Source organism: Chitinophaga dinghuensis, from assembly GCF_003259435.1.
In the GTDB taxonomy this organism is placed as follows: Bacteria; Bacteroidota; Bacteroidia; order Chitinophagales; family Chitinophagaceae; genus Chitinophaga; species Chitinophaga dinghuensis.
Genome location: NZ_QLMA01000008.1, coordinates 458,516 through 476,750, shown reverse-complemented (window position 1 = coordinate 476,750; position 18,235 = coordinate 458,516). Strand labels below are relative to the sequence as shown.

Annotated in this window: 14 protein-coding genes; 4 read left to right on the top strand and 10 right to left on the bottom strand. The window is 41.5% G+C overall.

What is annotated here, in order from left to right; all coding sequences use genetic code 11:
- Positions 1-248 precede the first annotated feature (248 nt).
- Positions 249-596 carry an immunity 26/phosphotriesterase HocA family protein gene (locus CLV59_RS23545; protein WP_245950939.1) on the top strand — a complete coding sequence of 116 codons (348 nt, stop codon included), beginning with the start codon at positions 249-251 and terminating at the stop codon, positions 594-596.
- Positions 597-1,038: 442 nt separating this feature from the next.
- On the opposite strand, the gene CLV59_RS23540 is transcribed toward CLV59_RS23545, so the two are convergent.
- Positions 1,039-1,785, bottom strand: a complete 747-nt coding sequence (locus CLV59_RS23540) for a M15 family metallopeptidase domain-containing protein (RefSeq protein ID WP_111594521.1) — start codon at positions 1,783-1,785, stop codon at positions 1,039-1,041.
- A gap of 967 nt (positions 1,786-2,752) precedes the next feature.
- Positions 2,753-4,015 carry a hypothetical protein gene (locus CLV59_RS23535; protein WP_111594520.1) on the bottom strand — a complete coding sequence of 421 codons (1,263 nt, stop codon included), beginning with the start codon at positions 4,013-4,015 and terminating at the stop codon, positions 2,753-2,755.
- A gap of 610 nt (positions 4,016-4,625) precedes the next feature.
- Between CLV59_RS23535 and CLV59_RS23530 the strand changes: the two genes are divergently transcribed.
- Entirely contained in the window at positions 4,626-5,513 is an 888-nt protein-coding gene (locus CLV59_RS23530; RefSeq protein ID WP_170137899.1) for a TlpA family protein disulfide reductase, read from the top strand.
- Positions 5,514-5,565: 52 nt separating this feature from the next.
- Here the strand turns inward: CLV59_RS23530 and CLV59_RS23525 are convergent, their stop codons facing one another.
- Positions 5,566-6,255: a hypothetical protein gene (locus CLV59_RS23525; protein WP_111594518.1), complete on the bottom strand. Its 690-nt coding sequence runs from the start codon at positions 6,253-6,255 to the stop codon at positions 5,566-5,568.
- Between the two features lie 224 nt (positions 6,256-6,479).
- Here CLV59_RS23525 and CLV59_RS23520 point away from each other — a divergent pair, with 224 nt between their 5' ends.
- Positions 6,480-6,863 (top strand): hypothetical protein, encoded by a 384-nt coding sequence (locus CLV59_RS23520; protein ID WP_111594517.1) that lies wholly within the window; start codon positions 6,480-6,482, stop codon positions 6,861-6,863.
- Between the two features lie 202 nt (positions 6,864-7,065).
- On the opposite strand, the gene CLV59_RS23515 is transcribed toward CLV59_RS23520, so the two are convergent.
- The 7 genes from CLV59_RS23515 to CLV59_RS23485 form a co-directional block, all read right to left on the bottom strand.
- A complete protein-coding gene (locus CLV59_RS23515; RefSeq protein ID WP_111594516.1) occupies positions 7,066-8,199 on the bottom strand; it encodes a glutathionylspermidine synthase family protein in 1,134 nt (377 codons plus the stop codon).
- Positions 8,200-8,216: 17 nt separating this feature from the next.
- Positions 8,217-8,624, bottom strand: coding sequence for a hypothetical protein (locus CLV59_RS23510; protein ID WP_111594515.1), 408 nt, complete (start codon positions 8,622-8,624; stop codon positions 8,217-8,219).
- Entirely contained in the window at positions 8,608-8,952 is a 345-nt protein-coding gene (locus CLV59_RS23505) for a hypothetical protein (RefSeq protein WP_146616288.1), read from the bottom strand. Before CLV59_RS23505 ends, CLV59_RS23510 begins: the two co-directional genes overlap by 17 nt.
- Positions 8,953-9,292: 340 nt before the next feature.
- The gene (locus CLV59_RS23500) at positions 9,293-11,449 is read right to left on the bottom strand and encodes a c-type cytochrome domain-containing protein (RefSeq protein WP_111594513.1); all 2,157 of its coding nucleotides are present in this window, start codon (positions 11,447-11,449) and stop codon (positions 9,293-9,295) included.
- Positions 11,449-12,474 carry an NHL repeat-containing protein gene (locus CLV59_RS23495; protein ID WP_111594512.1) on the bottom strand — a complete coding sequence of 342 codons (1,026 nt, stop codon included), beginning with the start codon at positions 12,472-12,474 and terminating at the stop codon, positions 11,449-11,451. The genes CLV59_RS23500 and CLV59_RS23495 overlap by 1 nt, the downstream gene beginning before the upstream one ends.
- Positions 12,475-12,489: 15 nt before the next feature.
- Positions 12,490-13,944 (bottom strand): DUF1501 domain-containing protein, encoded by a 1,455-nt coding sequence (locus tag CLV59_RS23490; protein ID WP_111594511.1) that lies wholly within the window; start codon positions 13,942-13,944, stop codon positions 12,490-12,492.
- 54 nt (positions 13,945-13,998) lie between these two features.
- Entirely contained in the window at positions 13,999-16,317 is a 2,319-nt protein-coding gene (locus CLV59_RS23485) for a PSD1 and planctomycete cytochrome C domain-containing protein (protein WP_111594510.1), read from the bottom strand.
- A gap of 1,393 nt (positions 16,318-17,710) precedes the next feature.
- Between CLV59_RS23485 and CLV59_RS23480 the strand changes: the two genes are divergently transcribed.
- The gene (locus CLV59_RS23480; RefSeq protein WP_111594509.1) at positions 17,711-18,226 is read left to right on the top strand and encodes a UpxY family transcription antiterminator; all 516 of its coding nucleotides are present in this window, start codon (positions 17,711-17,713) and stop codon (positions 18,224-18,226) included.
- Positions 18,227-18,235 lie beyond the last annotated feature (9 nt).

The following is an 18,235-nucleotide window of genomic DNA, read 5'->3' as shown; positions in this document are numbered from 1 at the left end:
CACGTAAATTTAAGTTCCTTTGAATCGCCTGAAATATGCCAGCATTCTAATTTGTAATGGCCTGAAGAAGTATTCCATTCTGATGAAGTTGTTTTGGACAATTTGGCTAAAAAGTAAATGGATGTACTTTCTTTGATGAAGTTTACTTTGTTGACAATTGTATTATCTGGATCTATCAAAATAATACTTATGCGCGCATAATAAGGAATCTTATATTTGATGTTTATGCTCTTTTTACCGAAGAGCAGGTGGATATTACCACTGTCCTGGAACATCCCATAGCCTTTACAGTTGGTCTTCACGCTGATGTTTTTACGCAAAGTGACTGGATGATGATCGGCAGTGCTACATTGAGCGAGGAGGAGATGCAACGGAAGATTGTTTTTTTTCGGCAAGGACTATTAAATCTAAATGATTGTTGGTTGGTAAATTTAGACGGCAGAGAAACCAAAGTTGCGCCACAGGATTGCATTGATGTAGAACGTTTGGCAGTATGGGATTTTGAGCAAGTGGAAGAAAGACTGCGGAATCTTTATATGAATAAAAAAGATTTATTGTTTGAGCATATGAAGGTTAAATTTTCTACAGCCACCTAAAAAGTAGTTCTATAGTTAAGCCCGCTGTATGATGTAGGGGAATCATCCCGGATAATTTACTGCATCAGAAATTCATTCCTTAGAAAATTTAAGAGGGATTCCCCATTCTTTTAACAATACTCTACATTTGAGTGAAATAAGAAGGGCCTGGAATAATTTTTATAGACTAAGCCCTAATATGAATAGGGCACTGCTATTGGAACATGCAACGTTGCTTGATAATACTCTGGGTAATCAAGTTCTGCCTGCCTTAAATACAACACCAGCGGCGGCTACAGCAGCCTCGCCTTCATTATTGGGAGTGCCAGTTGTCCTATCAAAAGATAAAAAAGAGTTATAAAAAATGAGTAAGAAATACTATCGGTTAATGCCTGAAGTACATCAAATCACTGTCTTTTGAAATAGAAAATATGGATGCCATACCTAGCTTTGGCCAATCTTGTTAAACGGCTGGCATAGTAAATTCAGATGGAAATTTATTTTGAACCAAATTTTCTATCTGGACTAACATACTATTTGGATTATTTAAATCAAACGTCACCCCCAATTCTTCCAAGGCTTGTTGGGTTCTATGCCCGATGTGCCCATCAATGTTACCAATTTCTTTTCCAAGACGAATAATGCCGGATTGAATTGCAGCTTGTACCTGGTTATTACCAAAAGCATCTACATTTACTCCTATAGAAAGTATCCCACTCGCCGCTGCTGCTGTATATGGCTTAAAATTATTTCCTTTACCATCCGCATAGTATTGATAAACGATTTGATGGCTACCACGGCAATCAAAATGCCAGGCTTCAGAAATATTTGCTTTAGGTTGATTAATAATAGGATACACTCCAAATTTGGCAGCAATTGTCCAAAAATCTGACAATGGAATTTTAATTGCACTTAAGTCCAAATCAAATGCACGTCCGGCTTCGTGAAAACTTCCACCAGGAGGCGGGCTAAAAGCCTTTTTTCGACCTGAAATATAATCCTGATGAGATTGCGCCTGCATATCATAACTTCGAAAAAGATCACTCAGGATCAACTTCCCTCCTTTTTTGGCAAGTGCAGTAGCGATGTTGAAAATGGCTTTATAGGTATCAGGGGTACACCTCGCCATTCGAGAAGGTAGTGGAAGTAAATCTCCCAGACTATTTTTATAAATTGAAATAATGTCAATAGGGATAAGGGGTGATTTCATAATGTATATTTTTTGAGGTATGTATGATGAATGAAGTATTATTCTTTTTCTATTCTGATAAATAATACATTTACGATTGAATGGCAAAGGTTGCCTCTTAGTATTTAAATTTCAATGAAAAATTAATTATAAAGTCGACCTAAAATATAGTGTTTCATTTTCTGATGACTCAATTATGAATTCAGCAGTGTCTCTATTAAGATCAGTAATCTTGGGTGAAGCCCCCTTTCTTGTGTATATCAGCACTTTAGATTCACTATTTTCATTCTCAATTATCTTTAGATTGAATTTATTTAATGAAGGAGTTTTAATGAAATTACAGAGATCTGAGATGTAATATGAAAAGTCCCCTCCTTCCACTATCACAACGACCTTGATTATGGAATGATTGGTTGTGTTATATGCTGCTTTTAAATTGAGGCCAGAAACTACTGATTGCGTCAGATTAAAAAAGGGGTGAAAATTCAGGCATATAGGTCCTTTATATTAGGTACGTATGGAGGTATAAGGCTATATACAGATTTTCATTACTTAAAAAATGGCAATATAAAGGGATTCTTTTGTAAAAGAAACTCAATCGCGCTAAACTAAAGTAACTAATATTATTCAGATTATCAAGAATTGAATATTAAATAATCCGAAATTAAATCGGAATTTCAAAAGGGGTTATTAAAGATCAGCTTATTACGGTTGGTTACAAACAGGGAAATGAGCCGATACGATTATTTTTACGCAGAGTTACTTATAGAGCGAGGACGGACGGGTATTTTAGAGACATAAATACCTTATCATAATACTAAGTTTTATAGATTAGAAATGGACTCTACAGTCCTTTGAATTTAAAAAGATTGAAGATAAATAGCTTGGAACCTTATAGAGTGGACGATAGTTTACAAGCTTATGCAGATCCACTGCAACTAAGTAAAAAATAATTTCTTTGATATATATAGAGATATATAAGTATCCACTATATCTTTTTTATTTGAGAATTTTTCCCACTGGCAGTAATTTTTCCTTCTACAGTTAATACTCCTGGGCTGCCTCCTTGTTCTACTATATATGAAGTTACGTTGTCGCCATAAGTGGAAATGTCTCCTTTAATGGTAATGGTTGTTGCTCCTCCGCCATCTTTTATACTCAACGCATAAGCTGGCAAGTCAACATATACACCTTTTACCAATGAAGCACCAATAGAACCGTGAGTAGTTACATTTCCATTTACGGTAAGAGCACCTATTTTTTTACTTATTTGAATACCAACCGAACCATCTCCAAATGTTTCAATAGATTGAAAGGAAATATTCTCTACCGTACCGTCATATTGATTGTAGCCTCTTGCGCCAAGCCCGTAGGTTTGTAAAGGTGCATTTACAGTAAAGTTTTTTACAGTGCCAAAGTTTACAAAACCCACACCGCTCGGTCCGTAAGAAATTACAGGTGCATTACTTGTCCAGTTGTCCACACTTCCCCAAACGTCTAAAACCATATCATTGACACCATAAGTAATTACTTCGCCATCAGTTATTACCTCAGTGGCGTGTGTTCCGTACAACACAAAAACACCAGCTGTGATATAATCTGCTACACCTAAAGGTATTTTGCCATTAGAATATACCGCTTTTGTATGCAATTTTGAAATCAATGTTTTGCCTCCCTGGTCACCAAAGCCCGAAATAAAAACACCAGAACCCGAAACGGGCGCATTCTTTCTGCCAATGCTTAAATTGTTTACCGCAACCGAAACAAGACTGTCACTGTTTGGATTGATATTGTAAATCGTCAATGCACCTTGCAGTACATTTACACCATATTTCTGTGGTTGCTCTAAATAGTGTCGGGCATCCGCAGAATGAATGTCCACATCATTAATTATTACGCTTGCTTTCTCAACGCCAACCCGCGTGATAATAGAAACCTGGCCTTTTACCAAGAGATTTTCAAAGATAAACGTACCAAGATCTTGTTTTACCGTGGTATTAAAAATGGCTTTGTGATGTGAAGGAGCATCAATATTGAGGTTTCTAACAGAATTGTTTACACTTACACCAATTCCATCGGAATGCTGGAAAGAAAGCAAAGGTAATTCACCATTCTCTTGCGGTTTACCGTTTAGGCTTACACCTTCCGGCAACAAGATGCTGTAATTGCATAAAATGCTTCTGGTAATGCTAATTTCCTTTTCTCCCTTCTGAAGGGCAGAAACAAGGTCGTTGAAAGTATTGACAATCATAATATTTTCCTTTTTAGCATGATAATAAATTTAACGAATATTTTGTTTCAGCGTGATGTTGTCTTATTAATAATACAGCTAACTCATGCGTTAAGTAAAAGACTCTTCACAGAAAGCGAAGAACCAACTTTGCTGATCAGTTTTTATATTTCTGCATTCTATTTTTACCCTTTGCTATTAAACAAGAAGTAATCAATTGGAATTCGATTACATTGGTTATAGTGTTTATCAGATATAGCTGATTTAACCTTGGCCGACTGATAAACTAAGGGGACTAGATAATAAAAACTGAATATTTGCTTCCATTAAACTAGTCGTTTTAAAAATAGTATGCTCTTGGTAAGATAAGGGAAGTGCCTAATCGTAATTTTTACAGCATCGAAAAACGCCTATTAAATATGAATAGTCTGCAGCAAATCAATAAGCACAACTTGGTCATCCTGCTAGTAATGTGAAAGCAATTCATGCACTTCGACTCGATTTTTGTTCCTGCTTGCTATTTCTTTTTTAAAAAATACAATATTATTTATATGTTGGGACGCAGGTCCGGATGTTATTGAATCATTCATCAATAAATACTTCCTCAATCCTCAAGACCTTTACGCTGTATATGAAAAAATACTTGTATGCCCTTCTTTACTTGACTGTCGGTGTTATGGTAGCCGTCTTTGTTTGCTATCTCAATGCGATAGTGTTGTCAGTTTGGAGATACTTGATTGAAGGAATAATATACTTTTTTGCCGGAGCGTTGCTCAGAACTAATAAACGGATATATAAGGGTGCATTTGCTCTTCCTATTTTCATCATCCTACTATTTTTCGGAATTATTTATAATGAAGCAAGTGGTTGGACAAAATTGGAAAGATGCTTAGAGATGGTTTTCATAGGGGGCTCCTTTTTTGTCCTGCCGTATTCATTTAGCCATAAAAAGTATATTCTGAGCGCATCTGTTGTCGCTTTGCAATCACTTTTTATTTTAAAAATTTCACCTGAATTGCAATATAAATTACTCAAATCAATGGAGGTGAATAATGATAATTTAGAAAAAAGTGATATTTCAACATTGATGTACCAGGCTGAATTCCTCAATATTGACAGCCTTCCCGTTTCCATTCCTAAAAGTTATCTCAAAGACAAAAATCTCTTAATTGATTTCTGGTATATAAAGTGCTCTCCATGTTTACGGAAAATGGTTCCCTTGGCTGCCGTAAAGATGAGAATAGGGAAGACGGGTACAGGTGAGGTCATTTTAATAAATGATGGTTCCATAGATTCATTTAGTACATTTAAAAAAGCAGTGTCAGGTCTGCCCAAGAACCTGCAATACCTATATGATGTCAACGGTAAACTCACTAAAAGTGTTAATGTAACCGGTTACCCTTATGAAATTGTGTTGCATAGAGGAGAGGTGGTAAGAAAGCTTGTTGGCTTTAACAAGGGAGAGACAGATGATCTATATATTGATGAAGTGTTGGAAATGCTTAACAATAAAAAATGAACCTATAAAGTTTAGTGCATTCTTTCCCAATGCAGGTAAGAGAAGTACTTATTTAGTAAAGTGGTTTTATTGCACATAATACTTCGTGGAGGTATTCCAGATAATTTTTACCATTTATTACGTTCTCTTTTGCTCCCGGAAATTCTTTTAATACTTCCTCGCGCACCTTTAAGCTATACTGGTATATTTTTTCGAAATCCGGGTTACTGCTTAGATATGCTATAATTAACCTTTTGCAGTCGAACTGGCCGTAAAGATTAAATGGTTTCCGCCAATCAGTCTCCCAGAAATCATTCCCATTCATTGTTTTATCCCATTCCCTCAAATCATTAAATCTTTCCAACATTAGGAAACCGGTTTTAATCATGAAATTCTTTATCAATTCAGATGTAACCAGAATATCTGATTCAGATTGCATTTCCGGCAATGTCGTTTCCATATGGGTACCATCAAGGCTACCTGGTCCAAATGCCATTGTAGAAGAGTCCTTCCCTACCTTGATTCCTAAGTCGTATAAATCAGATACCTGCTGTAAAATATCCTCAACTGCATCTATTCTTTTAAAAATGCTAAAGTAACAAATCTGTTTTGGGTCATAGTTGATCATTCCAAAAGCAAATTTATCCCATCCACCGTTATATTTTTTAATAAAGCTATTTTTTCCTTTTCCTACATACCCGGCTTCATAAAAAAATTCTTTTAATGAATTAAATTGTAGTTGTTGTGCTTCGCCCGCTTTCATATTTTTATACCATTAATTTTTTCTATTCCAAATATCCGTAAATTTGATCTTTTCCAATAGTCCTATAATCTTTCTGGCAATTTTTATCTGAAGGAGGAACTCCTGAGGAATAGTAGCATTACTCGCGGACCATGTTCCATAGATAATATCTCCACTTTGGATTTGCAGCAAAAAATATACGACTGATGGGCCAACTTAGCTATAGTGAATAAAGAATCAAATTAATGGGACAGTTTTATAAATATATTATTTACCGACTTTATGGCTGGTTTAAAAAGATGCGATATGATAGATCGCCTGATGCTAGTGTAATCGTAGTACTTGCACTTGTGCATTGGGCTCAAATATTTTCGGTGCCTATAATAATCAAAAAGTTGTGGCCTTCTATTCTTTTACCTAGAATTCTACCTCCATATTTTTTTGGCTTCCTGCTTTTGTTTTCTGTTGCTCATTATTTCCTTTTTTACAATAAGGAAAAATGGGCGAGTTATGAAAAGGAGTTTGAAGATGAAAGCCGTGCAGATAGGTTGAAAGGTAAATTTTTTGTGTTGACATATTTGATTGTGAGCGCATTTTCCCCAATCCTATTGGTGGTACTTTTTACATAAATCATTTCTAACAGAAACAACAAGAAAGGGGTTCAGCTATTTCTAAGACCCAGTACCAACAGGATTACAGAAGGTTTATCAAAGAATATTTGAGCCGGCGCTACTCGGTAGCGCCGGCTTTTTTATTGATTTACTTGGCCTTGAGAAGTAGGCGAATACTGCTGTGATACCAGGGGCCAGGATGGTTATGCCGCTGATGGAATTATCCATCAATCATATGAGGCACGAAGCGGCTTTTATTATCGGTGATAAGGGAGTCCGCTTCGCGGATGCCCATACCTGCTGCCTGCTGTGCGATCACCCAACTGCCTATCACCGGATATTTGCCATCATAGGCTGGAAGCTCGAACAGTTCCTGGAATACATATCCTTCCTGGCCATAGCCACCATCAGAGGATTGCAGCAACTGTCCGTTGTCGACCATTTCTATATTGGCGCCTTCTCTGGAGAGAATAGGTTTTTTCACGAAGCGGTTCATGCCGTGTGAATCGAACCACGCTGGCAGCAGATTCGGATGATTCGGGTACATCTCCCACAGTATAGGCAGCAGTGCTTTGTTAGAGAGTATCATTTTCCAGGCAGGCTCAATCCAGAAGGCCTGGTTGGCATCTGTTAATATATTTTTTCCGAAATCATCTCTCAACAACCATTCCCAGGGATATAACTTGAAGATGTTTTTGATAGACTCATTCTCAAAATCCACAAAAGTTTTACTGCTGTTATCCCAGCCCAGATCGTCTATAAATACAAGCTTGGTATCCAGGCCCGCCTGCATAGCACAGTCGCGCAGATACTCAGTATTGGTAAGATCTTCAAGGGTTTGCTTCAGACAACTGAAATGCAGTTTGCCACGACGCAGGTAAGGTGCGAGCATTTTCCAGCCGTCGATCAACTTTTCATGGACAGAGTTGAACTGGTCTTTTGATTTGTCAAAATCCTGCAGCCAGAACCACTGTACAATGCCTGCTTCATAGAGAGAAGTAGGCGTGTCGGCATTGAATTCAAGCAGTTTAAGATGGCCGTTCTTATAACAGAAATCAAACCGGCCGTAGATAGCAGGATGATCGTCCTGCCAGGTTTTTTCTATATAAGGGATAGCCCATTCAGGAATCGCAAAACGATGATACAGGTTATTGTCCATCACATATTGCACCGCGCCCAGGCACATATCCCACAGCTCCTGAGTGGCGCTTTCAATTCTGTTTATTTCGCTGAGCGTAAAGCTGTAATAGGCACTTTCATCCCAGTAAGGGATATCTGTTGTATGAAATCCAAACCCCAGCTTCTCAACGGCGGCCTGCCAGTTGTTGCGGGGGGCAATACTAATTCGTTGCATCTGAAAGTTGATTGAAATTAGGAAGATACACTGAAGCCATGTGAGCCAAATCCGCCACGGGTAATACTTCCTTTGAAACCATTGCTACCGGTATTGGCATGCTCACTGAGGCCTCCGGAATAGTAACCGGCACGCCTGTAACTACCATTGTAATAATGACCATAAGGCCTGAAGGCATAGTACCAGAGATGCGAATGGTGGTGATATCCGTTGTTACCGGAATAATATTCGTTGTCACTGGAATAATTTCCATTGTTATCCCCATAATAACTTCTTACACCGTTGTAGGGAGCAGTGGTATCGCTGCGCATGAATACCCTGCGCTGGGGATGGGGGGTAGGTTTATGACAACTGGCAAGTATTGCGGTAATCAGCACCAGTTGTATATGTGCCGATTTTTTAAATTTCTTATTGAACGGTGACATAAATCTCGTAATCCTTCTGAAGTTTAATTGATGTAATATCTCCGTTCCCGTTTTCGCCCTCTTCTGTGGTTTGGCCCAGGGAAGGAATAGTATCGCGGTGAACTACTGTTTTGTACAGGTTTGAGTTAGTCCAGATTTTATGGGTAGTCACCACTTCATCATGAAGCTTGTCGATGTGGTTGGTACTGAGTACAGTTTCAATAGAACCTGTTTTGTCGATGGTGTCGGTAATGTCTTCATTTTTGGGTGCACTGGGTTCATTGCTACAGCTGACTTGTGTCAGCATACAACAAATAAGAGCGCCTGATAGGTATAGTCTTTTATTCATGGCGGGTATTAATTATAGTACGAAGTTAATAAGGGAATATATTATTTAAATAAAATTTTCAAGTATAATGACATAACTCCAAGATGGATGCGTAATATAAGCGGGCATAATAGAGAGAATAGTAGTAGGGGGTATACACATTTCGGGCGGGTTATCTATTTATCTTGATGAAAGACCACTGGTAAATAAAATGTCTGGTGACTACATCCAGTATATGGAATGGAGACGTGTTTATAAAAAAACAGACCTGCGGAATATGCAGGTCTGTTTTTTATCAGACTTAGTCGGTCATTAACACTTGGAGGGGGAATAGTACCTAAGAATGAAATCACATTACTCATTAATTAAATAATACTTCATCCACAAATACCCACCCATTTTGCCCTTTCCCTGCATGCCATGCTGGTATAATCGTTGGCCTGATGATTATCTTCATACAAGCCACCTGCGTGGCAGGAAATGTACAATTAATATCCATAGCTGTTACCGGATCATCTTTTTTATCGGCGGCAGGCATCACTTTCTTCAACAATTTCAGATGTTGGAGGTCATTGCCACCCCATATTTCAACTTGATGAGGTAGGAAGATGTACGATCCTGTATTACGCAGCGAGCCTATGGTGACTGATTGCAGCGGTATTGCCTGTGGGAATCGTATGATCGCTTCAAATCCTCTTTTGTTATAGCCGAGCCATTTACCATTACCGAAATCTATTCCTCCTTTTTGCCCATCGATGAGGGTAATGCTGCCATTGCCGAGATAGGTACCTTCCGGTTGATTGACCATCAGGATGCTGTCTGGCTGGAAGGTGGATTTGTAGAGCGATAGCTGTATAGGATCGCTGGTATACCAGCCTTGTTTGCAGGCGATGGCGCGAATGGTGGTGTTATTGGTGATGAGGAGACTGTCCTTAAATATAGGAGATTGCAGGCTGTCGGGAGCGCTGCCATCTGTGGTGTAACGGATGGCTACTCCTTTTACCGGATGCTGCAACTTCAGTTGCAGGCTATTCCTGAAAACGGCAACAGGATTCACAATAATAGGCTGATTTAACTTTAACTGCTCTCCCTTGTCATTGGTGAAACCTTTTACAAGAGCGGTCTGCGGGAAACTCTTCTGGACCTGTTGGATATCGGCAGAGGAGAGGCCCGTATTCCATATATACAGCTCTTTTAATGCAGGCGCAGATTTGAGCCCCATGATCTGTTGCATCGTGACAGGCGTACCGGATACAGAAAGACTCCGCAAATGTGGCAGTTTGGCAAGTGTCGCCAGTGTTTGTCCTGTAATATTGGTAAAGCTCAGATTGAGTACGCGTAACTGTTTGAATTGGGATAATACCTCCAGGTCCGCATCTTTCACCGGCATCTTCTGTAAATGCATCTCTATCACCTGTTCCTTTACTTTCAACAGCTCCACAACAGATTGGATGTTGAACTTATCCTTATTATACCAGTTAGCGATCAACGGCGCCGCATGTAACGCTATCGGATATACGACGCGATAGTTATTATTTAGCTGCGCTACCACTTTGGTATCTGCCGGGGAGAAATCGTATACCGGTTCTTCTGCGGCAGCGGGCTGTAGATGTGCCGTAGCAAGTAATCGCAGACTATCATGTGCCGGTAGTGAAGCTACCATTGTTTTGAAATCTGCGTTCCCTTTAATCCAGTAATAAATCAATGCCGCTTCCTCACTGGTGAGCTGTGGCTTACCCGCCGGAGGCATGTGTTTTTTGTCTTCCGCAGGAAGATGTAATCGTTCTATGAGCAGACTTACATCCGGATTACCGGGGATAAACAATTTACCACTTTTGCCACCGGCAAGTAATTGCTTCGGTAGTTCCATGGACAATCCTCCCTTTGCTTTTCCGGTATTGTGGCAGTTCATACACTTCTCCTCCAGGATAGGCTTCACGAGATGCTCATATACTAACGCTTTCTCCAGTGGAACCGTAGTGTTGTGTGGCATCACTGGCGCCAGTACGAAATTGTTGCCATGCGTGATATCAGCGCCGAAATGGCCTGTAACAATTACCAGGATGACTGTTACAATCGCGCTTATTTTCGGGAGCCAGGATTTTGCCGATGCTCGTAGCCAGTATAAGGCAGACGCAGCCCATAATACGGCCATTCCTCCCCATTTATGCCATTGAATATTGCCATCGTCTGTATAGCCGCCTTCCCTTGCAAGCAATAACCCCATGATCACGGTAACGGCTGTACTGAGAGCTGCCACGAGCAAAAGCCAGGTGGTAAACGCTGTTTTCCAGCGATTAGCCTCTGGCTCAGGTAATCGTATAAAGAGGAGCAGACTGCCTAGTAGCAGCAATACGATAGGAAAATGTAATACCAGCGGATGCATGCGCCCCAAGACCTGTAACCAGGCGGGCGCTATAACACTGCTGCCAGCAATAAACAGCACCAGGGCAAATATATTCGCAGCAAATAGCAGTTGGTTGCAAACGTTCTGCCAGCGGATCGGTTTCCATTTCATTATACCCTCCTGAGTTTATATGGATACACTTTCCCTGCAGCCCATTGTGCCACATACAGGTTCTCATCGTTATCGACACAAACATCATGTGGATGTACGAAGATCTTCTCCATTTGCTGCATAGGTTGTAACTGCTGGTCCTTATACACAGGAGCAGTACCACCGATATTAGATATAACTTTGTTGTTTTTATCCAGAATGGTAACAAACCCACTACCATTTACACCCATATCAGGAGAACGTAATACGGCTGCATAAAGATGATCTCCCTTAATCACCGGTCGACAAACACATGCGCCCGGGAGAGATATTACTTCCTGTAGGTGTCCATCCATACTGAAACGCTTAAAACAATTCCGGGTGCGATCTGTTACCAGCAGAGAAGCCGTTCCCTGACGGCGGTCTACACAAATACCATGTGCATTATCCAGATGCGCATCTCCCTCACCACGACCTCCAAATGTATTCAGCAGCTTTCCATTGCGATCATAATGCAGGATATACTGTAGGCCATAACCGTCTGCAATGTAGATATCGCCATTGTCTGTAATGGTTGTCTCAGTAGGAACAAATTCTTCTTTCTTTTTGTACAATCCTGTTTCAGCGGGATAGTCTATTGTCATCAGGATTTTACCGTCCATGGTGGTCTTATACACCTGGTGCTTTTCCGTATCAGTGATAAACAGGTATTCTGTGCCATTTTCGTTGGAGAGGGTAAGTCCATGCGCTCCCGGAAACTCATGCCCCCAGTAGGCTAACAGCTTCCCGGACTTATTATAAATAAGCACATTGTTTTTTGTTTCGTTGGTCAGCAGGATGATGCGTCCTTTCTGGTCCTGCACCATCTCATGACAATCTTTCACAGGATGTCTGCTGCTATCCAGTGTTCCCCAGCGGGTATCCAGCGTAAAACGCATATCCTGGTGGCCATATACAGGCCCTTTGGGACGGGCAAAGAGATCGCGGGAAATATAAAAAGAGGCGGCAACTAACGTGGATGCCTGTATGAATTTTCTTCTCTCCATTAATGCTATTATTTATTAGGCCATCAGCCCTGGTATAACTTTTCCGGCGACATCCGTAAGACGATAACGTCGGCCTTGGTGTTTGAATGTTAGTTTTTCGTGATCCAGTCCCATGAGATGTAATACAGTGGCATGGAAATCGTGTACATGGACAGGATCTTTTATAATATTGTATCCGAACTCGTCGGTCTCTCCGTAAACGATGCCTGGTTTTACGCCGCCACCGGCCATCCAGATGGAGAAGCAGCGTGGGTGATGGTCACGACCATAATTCTCCGCAGTCATTTTACCCTGACAATAATTTGTTCTGCCAAATTCGCCACCCCAGATAACGAGGGTTTCATCCAGGAGTCCACGTTGTTTGAGATCGGTGATAAGGGCCGCAGAGGCGCGGTCTACATCCTTTGCCTGGCCGGCCATTTCATTGGGAAGGTTACCATGCTGATCCCAGCCCTGATGATAGAGCTGTACGAAACGTACGCCGCTTTCGGAGAGCTTTCTGGCGAGGAGACAGTTAGCGGCAAAGGTGCCTGGGATAAGACATTCCGGCCCATAGAGCTTGATGATATCATCTGATTCTTTGGAAAGATCTGTTAGCTCGGGTACTGCTGTCTGCATACGATAAGCCATTTCATACTGCTGGATCTTTGTGTTGATCTCCGGATCGCCAAAATCTTTGTACGACTGATCATTCAAAGCGGCCAGCTGATCGAGCATCTGGCGGCGGTTTGTCATATCTATACCTTCGGGATTATTGAGGTACAAAACGGGGTTATCTCCACTGCTGAACTGTACGCCCTGGTGGATACTATCCAGGAAGCCATTGGACCAGAGCTTGGAGTACACGCCCTGACCATTGCCTTTACCGCGTGAAAGTAATACACAGAAAGCGGGGAGATTTTTATTCTCACTACCAAGACCATAACTCATCCAGGAGCCAAAGCTGGCGCGGTTTCCCTGTTGTGCGCCTGTTTGGAAAAAAGTGAGTGCCGGATCATGGTTAATCGCTTCCGTAAACATAGAACGTACGATGCAGATATCATCTACGATTTGTGCAGTATGAGGAAAGAGATCGCTTACCCATGCTTTGGCTTCTCCGTATTGCTTGAAGTCATAATAAGAACCTACCAGCGGAAAGGATGTCTGGCCGGCAGTCATACCTGTGAGTCGCTGTCCCATACGGATGGATGGCGGTAAATCCTGGCCCATCATTTCCCGCAGTTTGGGCTTGTAGTCGAAGCTTTCTAATTGTGATGGCGCGCCATTCTGGAACAGGTAGATAATTCTTTTGGCTTTGGGAGCGAAGTGTGGCATGCCGGGGATGAAGGGCGCTTCATCGGTACTGCTTTTGCCGAATAGATCAGGTATCAGCAAAGAGCCAAGCGCCACACTACCGATGCCTAAACTGAGCCGCGACAGGAACTTCCGGCGGTTCATATTCAGGTGATGCTCTATGAATTCGTTTTTCATCGTGTCATTTTTTAAGAGAGAATGATAGTGATGTAGATATTATCATCGCCCGTTCTAGGTTTTGGACAGTGTTTCTTCCATATTATAAATGGTGGTGATCACTTGCATCATAGCAGCCCAGGAAGCCTGGTCCAGATTGGATGCCATGGGGTATTCTCCATGATGCAGCAATTTGACCGCATTGGCAGGTTCCTTTTTATAATAGGACTGTTGTTGTTCAAAGTATTTGAGCAGGATAGCAGTTTCTTTTGCTGCAGGTGTGCGGCAAACGATTTGATGAAAGGCTTGTTCAATATGTTGCTGTGTGTTGCCTTCTTGCTGCATCAGGCGGGAAGCTAGTACGCGTGATGCTTCCAGTACTGTTGGATCATTGAGCATCATCAGTGCCTGCAATGGCGTATTGGTGGCGGAGCGTTTTACTTCGCATTGATCCCGGTTGCTGGCGTCGAATATCATCATCGATGGAGGCGGTACCGTTCTTTTGATGAAGGTGTATAGTCCGCGGCGGTACAGACTTTTACCATGATCCTGGCGGTAGGTACTTAGTTGTCCGCGGCCAGAGGTAGCCTGTTCCCACAGTCCTTTAGGCTGATATGGTTTCACACTGGGACCTCCCACTTCATGTACCAGGAGGCCACTGCTTTGCAGCACGAGGTCGCGCACTGTTTCTGCGGGTAGGCGAAACCGTGGGCCTCTGGACAGATATATATTCTCCGGATCTGCTTTCAGTTTTTCATTGGAAACAACAGCCGATTGACGGTAGGTGGCAGACATCACCATTTGTTTTACGAGTCTTTTCATGTTCCAGCCATGTTGCTCGAAATCCGCCGCCAGCCAGTCGAGCAGGGCAGGGTTGGTAGGGAGATCTCCCTGCATACCGAAATCGCCGGTACTCTTTACGATACCTCTTCCAAAGAATTCCTGCCATAGCTGATTCACGATTACGCGGGCAGTAAGCGGGTTTTTGGGATCGAATAGCCATCTGGCAAGACCGAGTCTGTTGGCCGGATAACTGGCCGTGCTGAAAGGTAATATCGATATCGGCGTACCGGGAGTTACTTCTGTAGTGGGATTATCGTAGTTGCCGCGGCCCAGCACGAATGTCTTTCTGAGGGTATCTCTTTCTCCCATGACAGATACGATTAGTTTGGCGGTATCTTGTTTATTGAGATAGTGTAGGATACCGTTGAGATCTTCTTTGGTGATCTCCATATAAGGCTTTTTAGCGTATGTTTCCGGGCCTCCTACAACTGATTCCAGTCCTACTTCCTTTACATTATTAAAGAAGGCAAATAACTGGTAGTATTCTTTTTGAGAGAAGGGATCGTATTTATGGTCATGGCAATGTGCACATTCAATAGTGACGCCGAGTAAACTTTTGCCGAAGGTATTGGTGCGGTCGGTTACATATTCGATGCGGTATTCTTCGTCTATAACGCCGCCTTCTTCGGTGATTTTGTGGTTACGGTTGAAGCCTGATGCCAGTAGTTGTTCACGGGTGGCGTTGGGGATCATGTCGCCGGCGATTTGCCAGGTTACAAAATCTTTATAGGAAAGGTTGGTGTTGAAAGCGTGAATGACCCAGTCGCGCCAGGGCCACATACTGCGGTAGTTATCGTCCTGGTATCCGTGGGAATCTGCATAGCGGGCTACATCCATCCAGTGAACGGCCATTTTCTCGCCATAGGCGCTGTCTTGCAGCAGTTCGTCTACCATTCGCTCATACCCTTTATCGCTGGTATCTTTAGCGAAGCGTTCCATTCGTTCAAGGGTAGGGGGCAGTCCGGTGAGATCAAGACTAAGACGTTTCAGTAGTCGTTCATGGTCTGCTACAGGATTGGGAGCAAGACCTTTCTCCGTCATTTTTGCCAGGGTGAAAAAGTCGATGGCATTACGTGTCCATTGGCGGTTTGTTACCGCAGGTATTGCGGGAGACACGGGTACAACGAAAGCCCAGTGTGGTTTATATTTCGCTCCCTGTTTAATCCATTTTTCAATGAGTTTAACTTCAAAATTGCTGAGGGCCAGGTTACTGGCGGGAGGCGGCATGCGCATGGAAGTATCCGTAGTGCTGATGCGTTGGTATACTGCTGATGCCATAGGATTTCCAGGCACGAGGGCGTGCATATTGGGCGCATCTTTCAATGCTTTGAGGGCGCTGTCGCCGATATCCAGGCGTAGTCCGGCCTCGCGTTTGTTGGCGTCGGGACCATGACAGGCAAAGCATTTGTCGGACAATATGGGCCGGATGTGGAAGTTATAGTCCACTATTTCCGGCATTTTTTCGGCCGACTGGTCCTGTGTATCCTGGTGGTTACAGGCCGTGAAAATGGTCAGGATGCACGCGGCAGTTTTTACATAACGTTGGAACATAATATAATTTCAGGTATACAATTGTTCACTTAAGTCCTGAGTGGCATTCGTCTCCCCATACTATACTACCATTGACACCCTTCGGTTGGGGGAATGCTTTTCTGATGCTGGCTGATGTTTTCTTTACTATTCTAGCTAACCAATAATATATCCATATGTATGAACATATTCAAATATACAGTTTCTATTTACAAATCCAGCGTAAGTGCCGTTTTTTTTGAAGAACGGTAAAAATGGAAGCGGGTATTGGGGCAAAACAGAATGACCTCCCATTGGGAGAGAGGATTTGTTGGCTGTGTTACAAAATTGAGATAACAGTAGAACTAAAATTGCAGTTTGAAATAGCACAACACTAAACAATATTATGTTTGTAATAATATGGTAATGATTGCTGCGAAAAAATCACAGTCATTGTATTTTATTATTAATAAGAAGACTTAAAAAAAATGAGTGCATCACGAATTTTGTGGGGCGGGTGTTGATGGATAATAATTCATGCAAGAAAACGTACAATGTGAACCGCTGGAAGAGATATTTTTATACTTGTTATTTTCAGGGGGCTATACATATTTTTATTTGGTATTTAAATGTCTCTTTAATACCACAAGGAGTTACAGGTTAACTAAAAGAGAATTTTCTTATTTAATTTTTTTAATTCTAAACAAAAAACTAATTTAGTTTCAAAGAACAACAGTTAGATGTTTGTTAGCGAATAGTAAAATGCCAGTGGATTCCCTACTTTAGTGTAGTTACCCAGTTTGGATTCCTAAAAGTGGATGTATAGCCCAACAATTTTTATTATTCCATTAAAACTTATGTTGTGATAAGCTTCATTTGTTAATGTATTTGTTGTAGTGTCCCTATTTTCCACCTAGCACAAGACAAATATGTGAGTGAAGGTAGCGATAGCTGTACCCGCGCGGGTTTCAGACTATGGCCATTAAAAGCATGCGATGTGCTGAATGAGTTGTGTTTAACCGGAAAACGCAAGAGTAAGACACCAAAATCTGTTTTAGTTGAAGCATTATAATTTTCAATTTATTACCATTTTATAGGCATTGTGGAATTACGTTTTGTACAATACAGAACGAATTTAACTGTCGCCAGTTACATAATACCGCAGGGAACCAGTATAAACTGTAGCATACTTGTTTGTCCGTCATGCCCCTTGGTGGATAAACATACTGATACCCTCTATTTACTTCGTTTTCAAAGAGCCCTTTGAAAATATTGCAGCGTTCCTGAAACTCATTTCAGTGAAATGCATTGATCGCTTTATTCAGAGCCGATCTGCGATATTTTTGTTTCCAGTTTTGATACATAATTACTATTAGCACTCAAATAACCAGTTATTAACACATATGTTACCTCATAATAAACCAAGCAGCAGCCTATGTCCCAGTTTTTACCTTCTTGGTACTTGATCTATACCAGGTCCAGGCAAGAAAGAAAAGTAGCTGAACAACTGTCCAGATGCAGTATAGTTAATTATTTGCCCCTCAAAAAAGAAAGACGTAAATGGAAGGACCGGGTTAAAACACTGGAAATGCCATTATTTCCTTCTTATGTTTTTGTATTCCTGGAAGATCCTCTGCAGTATACCATTAGTATGCAAGTAGAAGGCCTATGTCATTACGTAAAATTTAATAACAGAATTGCCCCCATTAGCCAACAGGAAATAGATAATATCCGTGTACTCACTGTTGCCGGTTCCGAACTGGAAGTTTGTTACGATCACATCAAACCAGGTGAAAAATACGCTATTCAGGAAGGCCCACTCAATGGCCTGTCTTGCGAAATTGTCCATTTTAAAGGTCATCATAAATTTCTTGTAAGGGTAGAAATCCTAAGAAGAGCTATCCTAATGGATGTTCCAGCGGTTTATATTGGAGAAGCATTGTCACATTAATCGGGTCAT

Bases quoted from the DNA above. Each gene is read 5' to 3' on its own strand.
- CLV59_RS23540 (WP_111594521.1), bottom strand. From the start codon at position 1,785: ATGAAATCACCCCTTATCCCTATTGACATTATTTCAATTTATAAAAAT.
- CLV59_RS23500 (WP_111594513.1), bottom strand. From the start codon at position 11,449: ATGAAATGGAAACCGATCCGCTGGCAGAACGTTTGCAACCAACTGCTA.
- CLV59_RS23535 (WP_111594520.1), bottom strand. From the start codon at position 4,015: ATGATTGTCAATACTTTCAACGACCTTGTTTCTGCCCTTCAGAAGGGA.
- CLV59_RS23510 (WP_111594515.1), bottom strand. From the start codon at position 8,624: ATGTCACCGTTCAATAAGAAATTTAAAAAATCGGCACATATACAACTG.
- CLV59_RS23485 (WP_111594510.1), bottom strand. From the start codon at position 16,317: ATGTTCCAACGTTATGTAAAAACTGCCGCGTGCATCCTGACCATTTTC.
- CLV59_RS23495 (WP_111594512.1), bottom strand. From the start codon at position 12,474: ATGGAGAGAAGAAAATTCATACAGGCATCCACGTTAGTTGCCGCCTCT.
- CLV59_RS23480 (WP_111594509.1), top strand. From the start codon at position 17,711: ATGTCCCAGTTTTTACCTTCTTGGTACTTGATCTATACCAGGTCCAGG.
- CLV59_RS23530 (WP_170137899.1), top strand. From the start codon at position 4,626: ATGAAAAAATACTTGTATGCCCTTCTTTACTTGACTGTCGGTGTTATG.
- CLV59_RS23515 (WP_111594516.1), bottom strand. From the start codon at position 8,199: ATGCAACGAATTAGTATTGCCCCCCGCAACAACTGGCAGGCCGCCGTT.
- CLV59_RS23505 (WP_146616288.1), bottom strand. From the start codon at position 8,952: ATGAATAAAAGACTATACCTATCAGGCGCTCTTATTTGTTGTATGCTG.
- CLV59_RS23490 (WP_111594511.1), bottom strand. From the start codon at position 13,944: ATGAAAAACGAATTCATAGAGCATCACCTGAATATGAACCGCCGGAAG.
- CLV59_RS23525 (WP_111594518.1), bottom strand. From the start codon at position 6,255: ATGAAAGCGGGCGAAGCACAACAACTACAATTTAATTCATTAAAAGAA.
- CLV59_RS23520 (WP_111594517.1), top strand. From the start codon at position 6,480: ATGGGACAGTTTTATAAATATATTATTTACCGACTTTATGGCTGGTTT.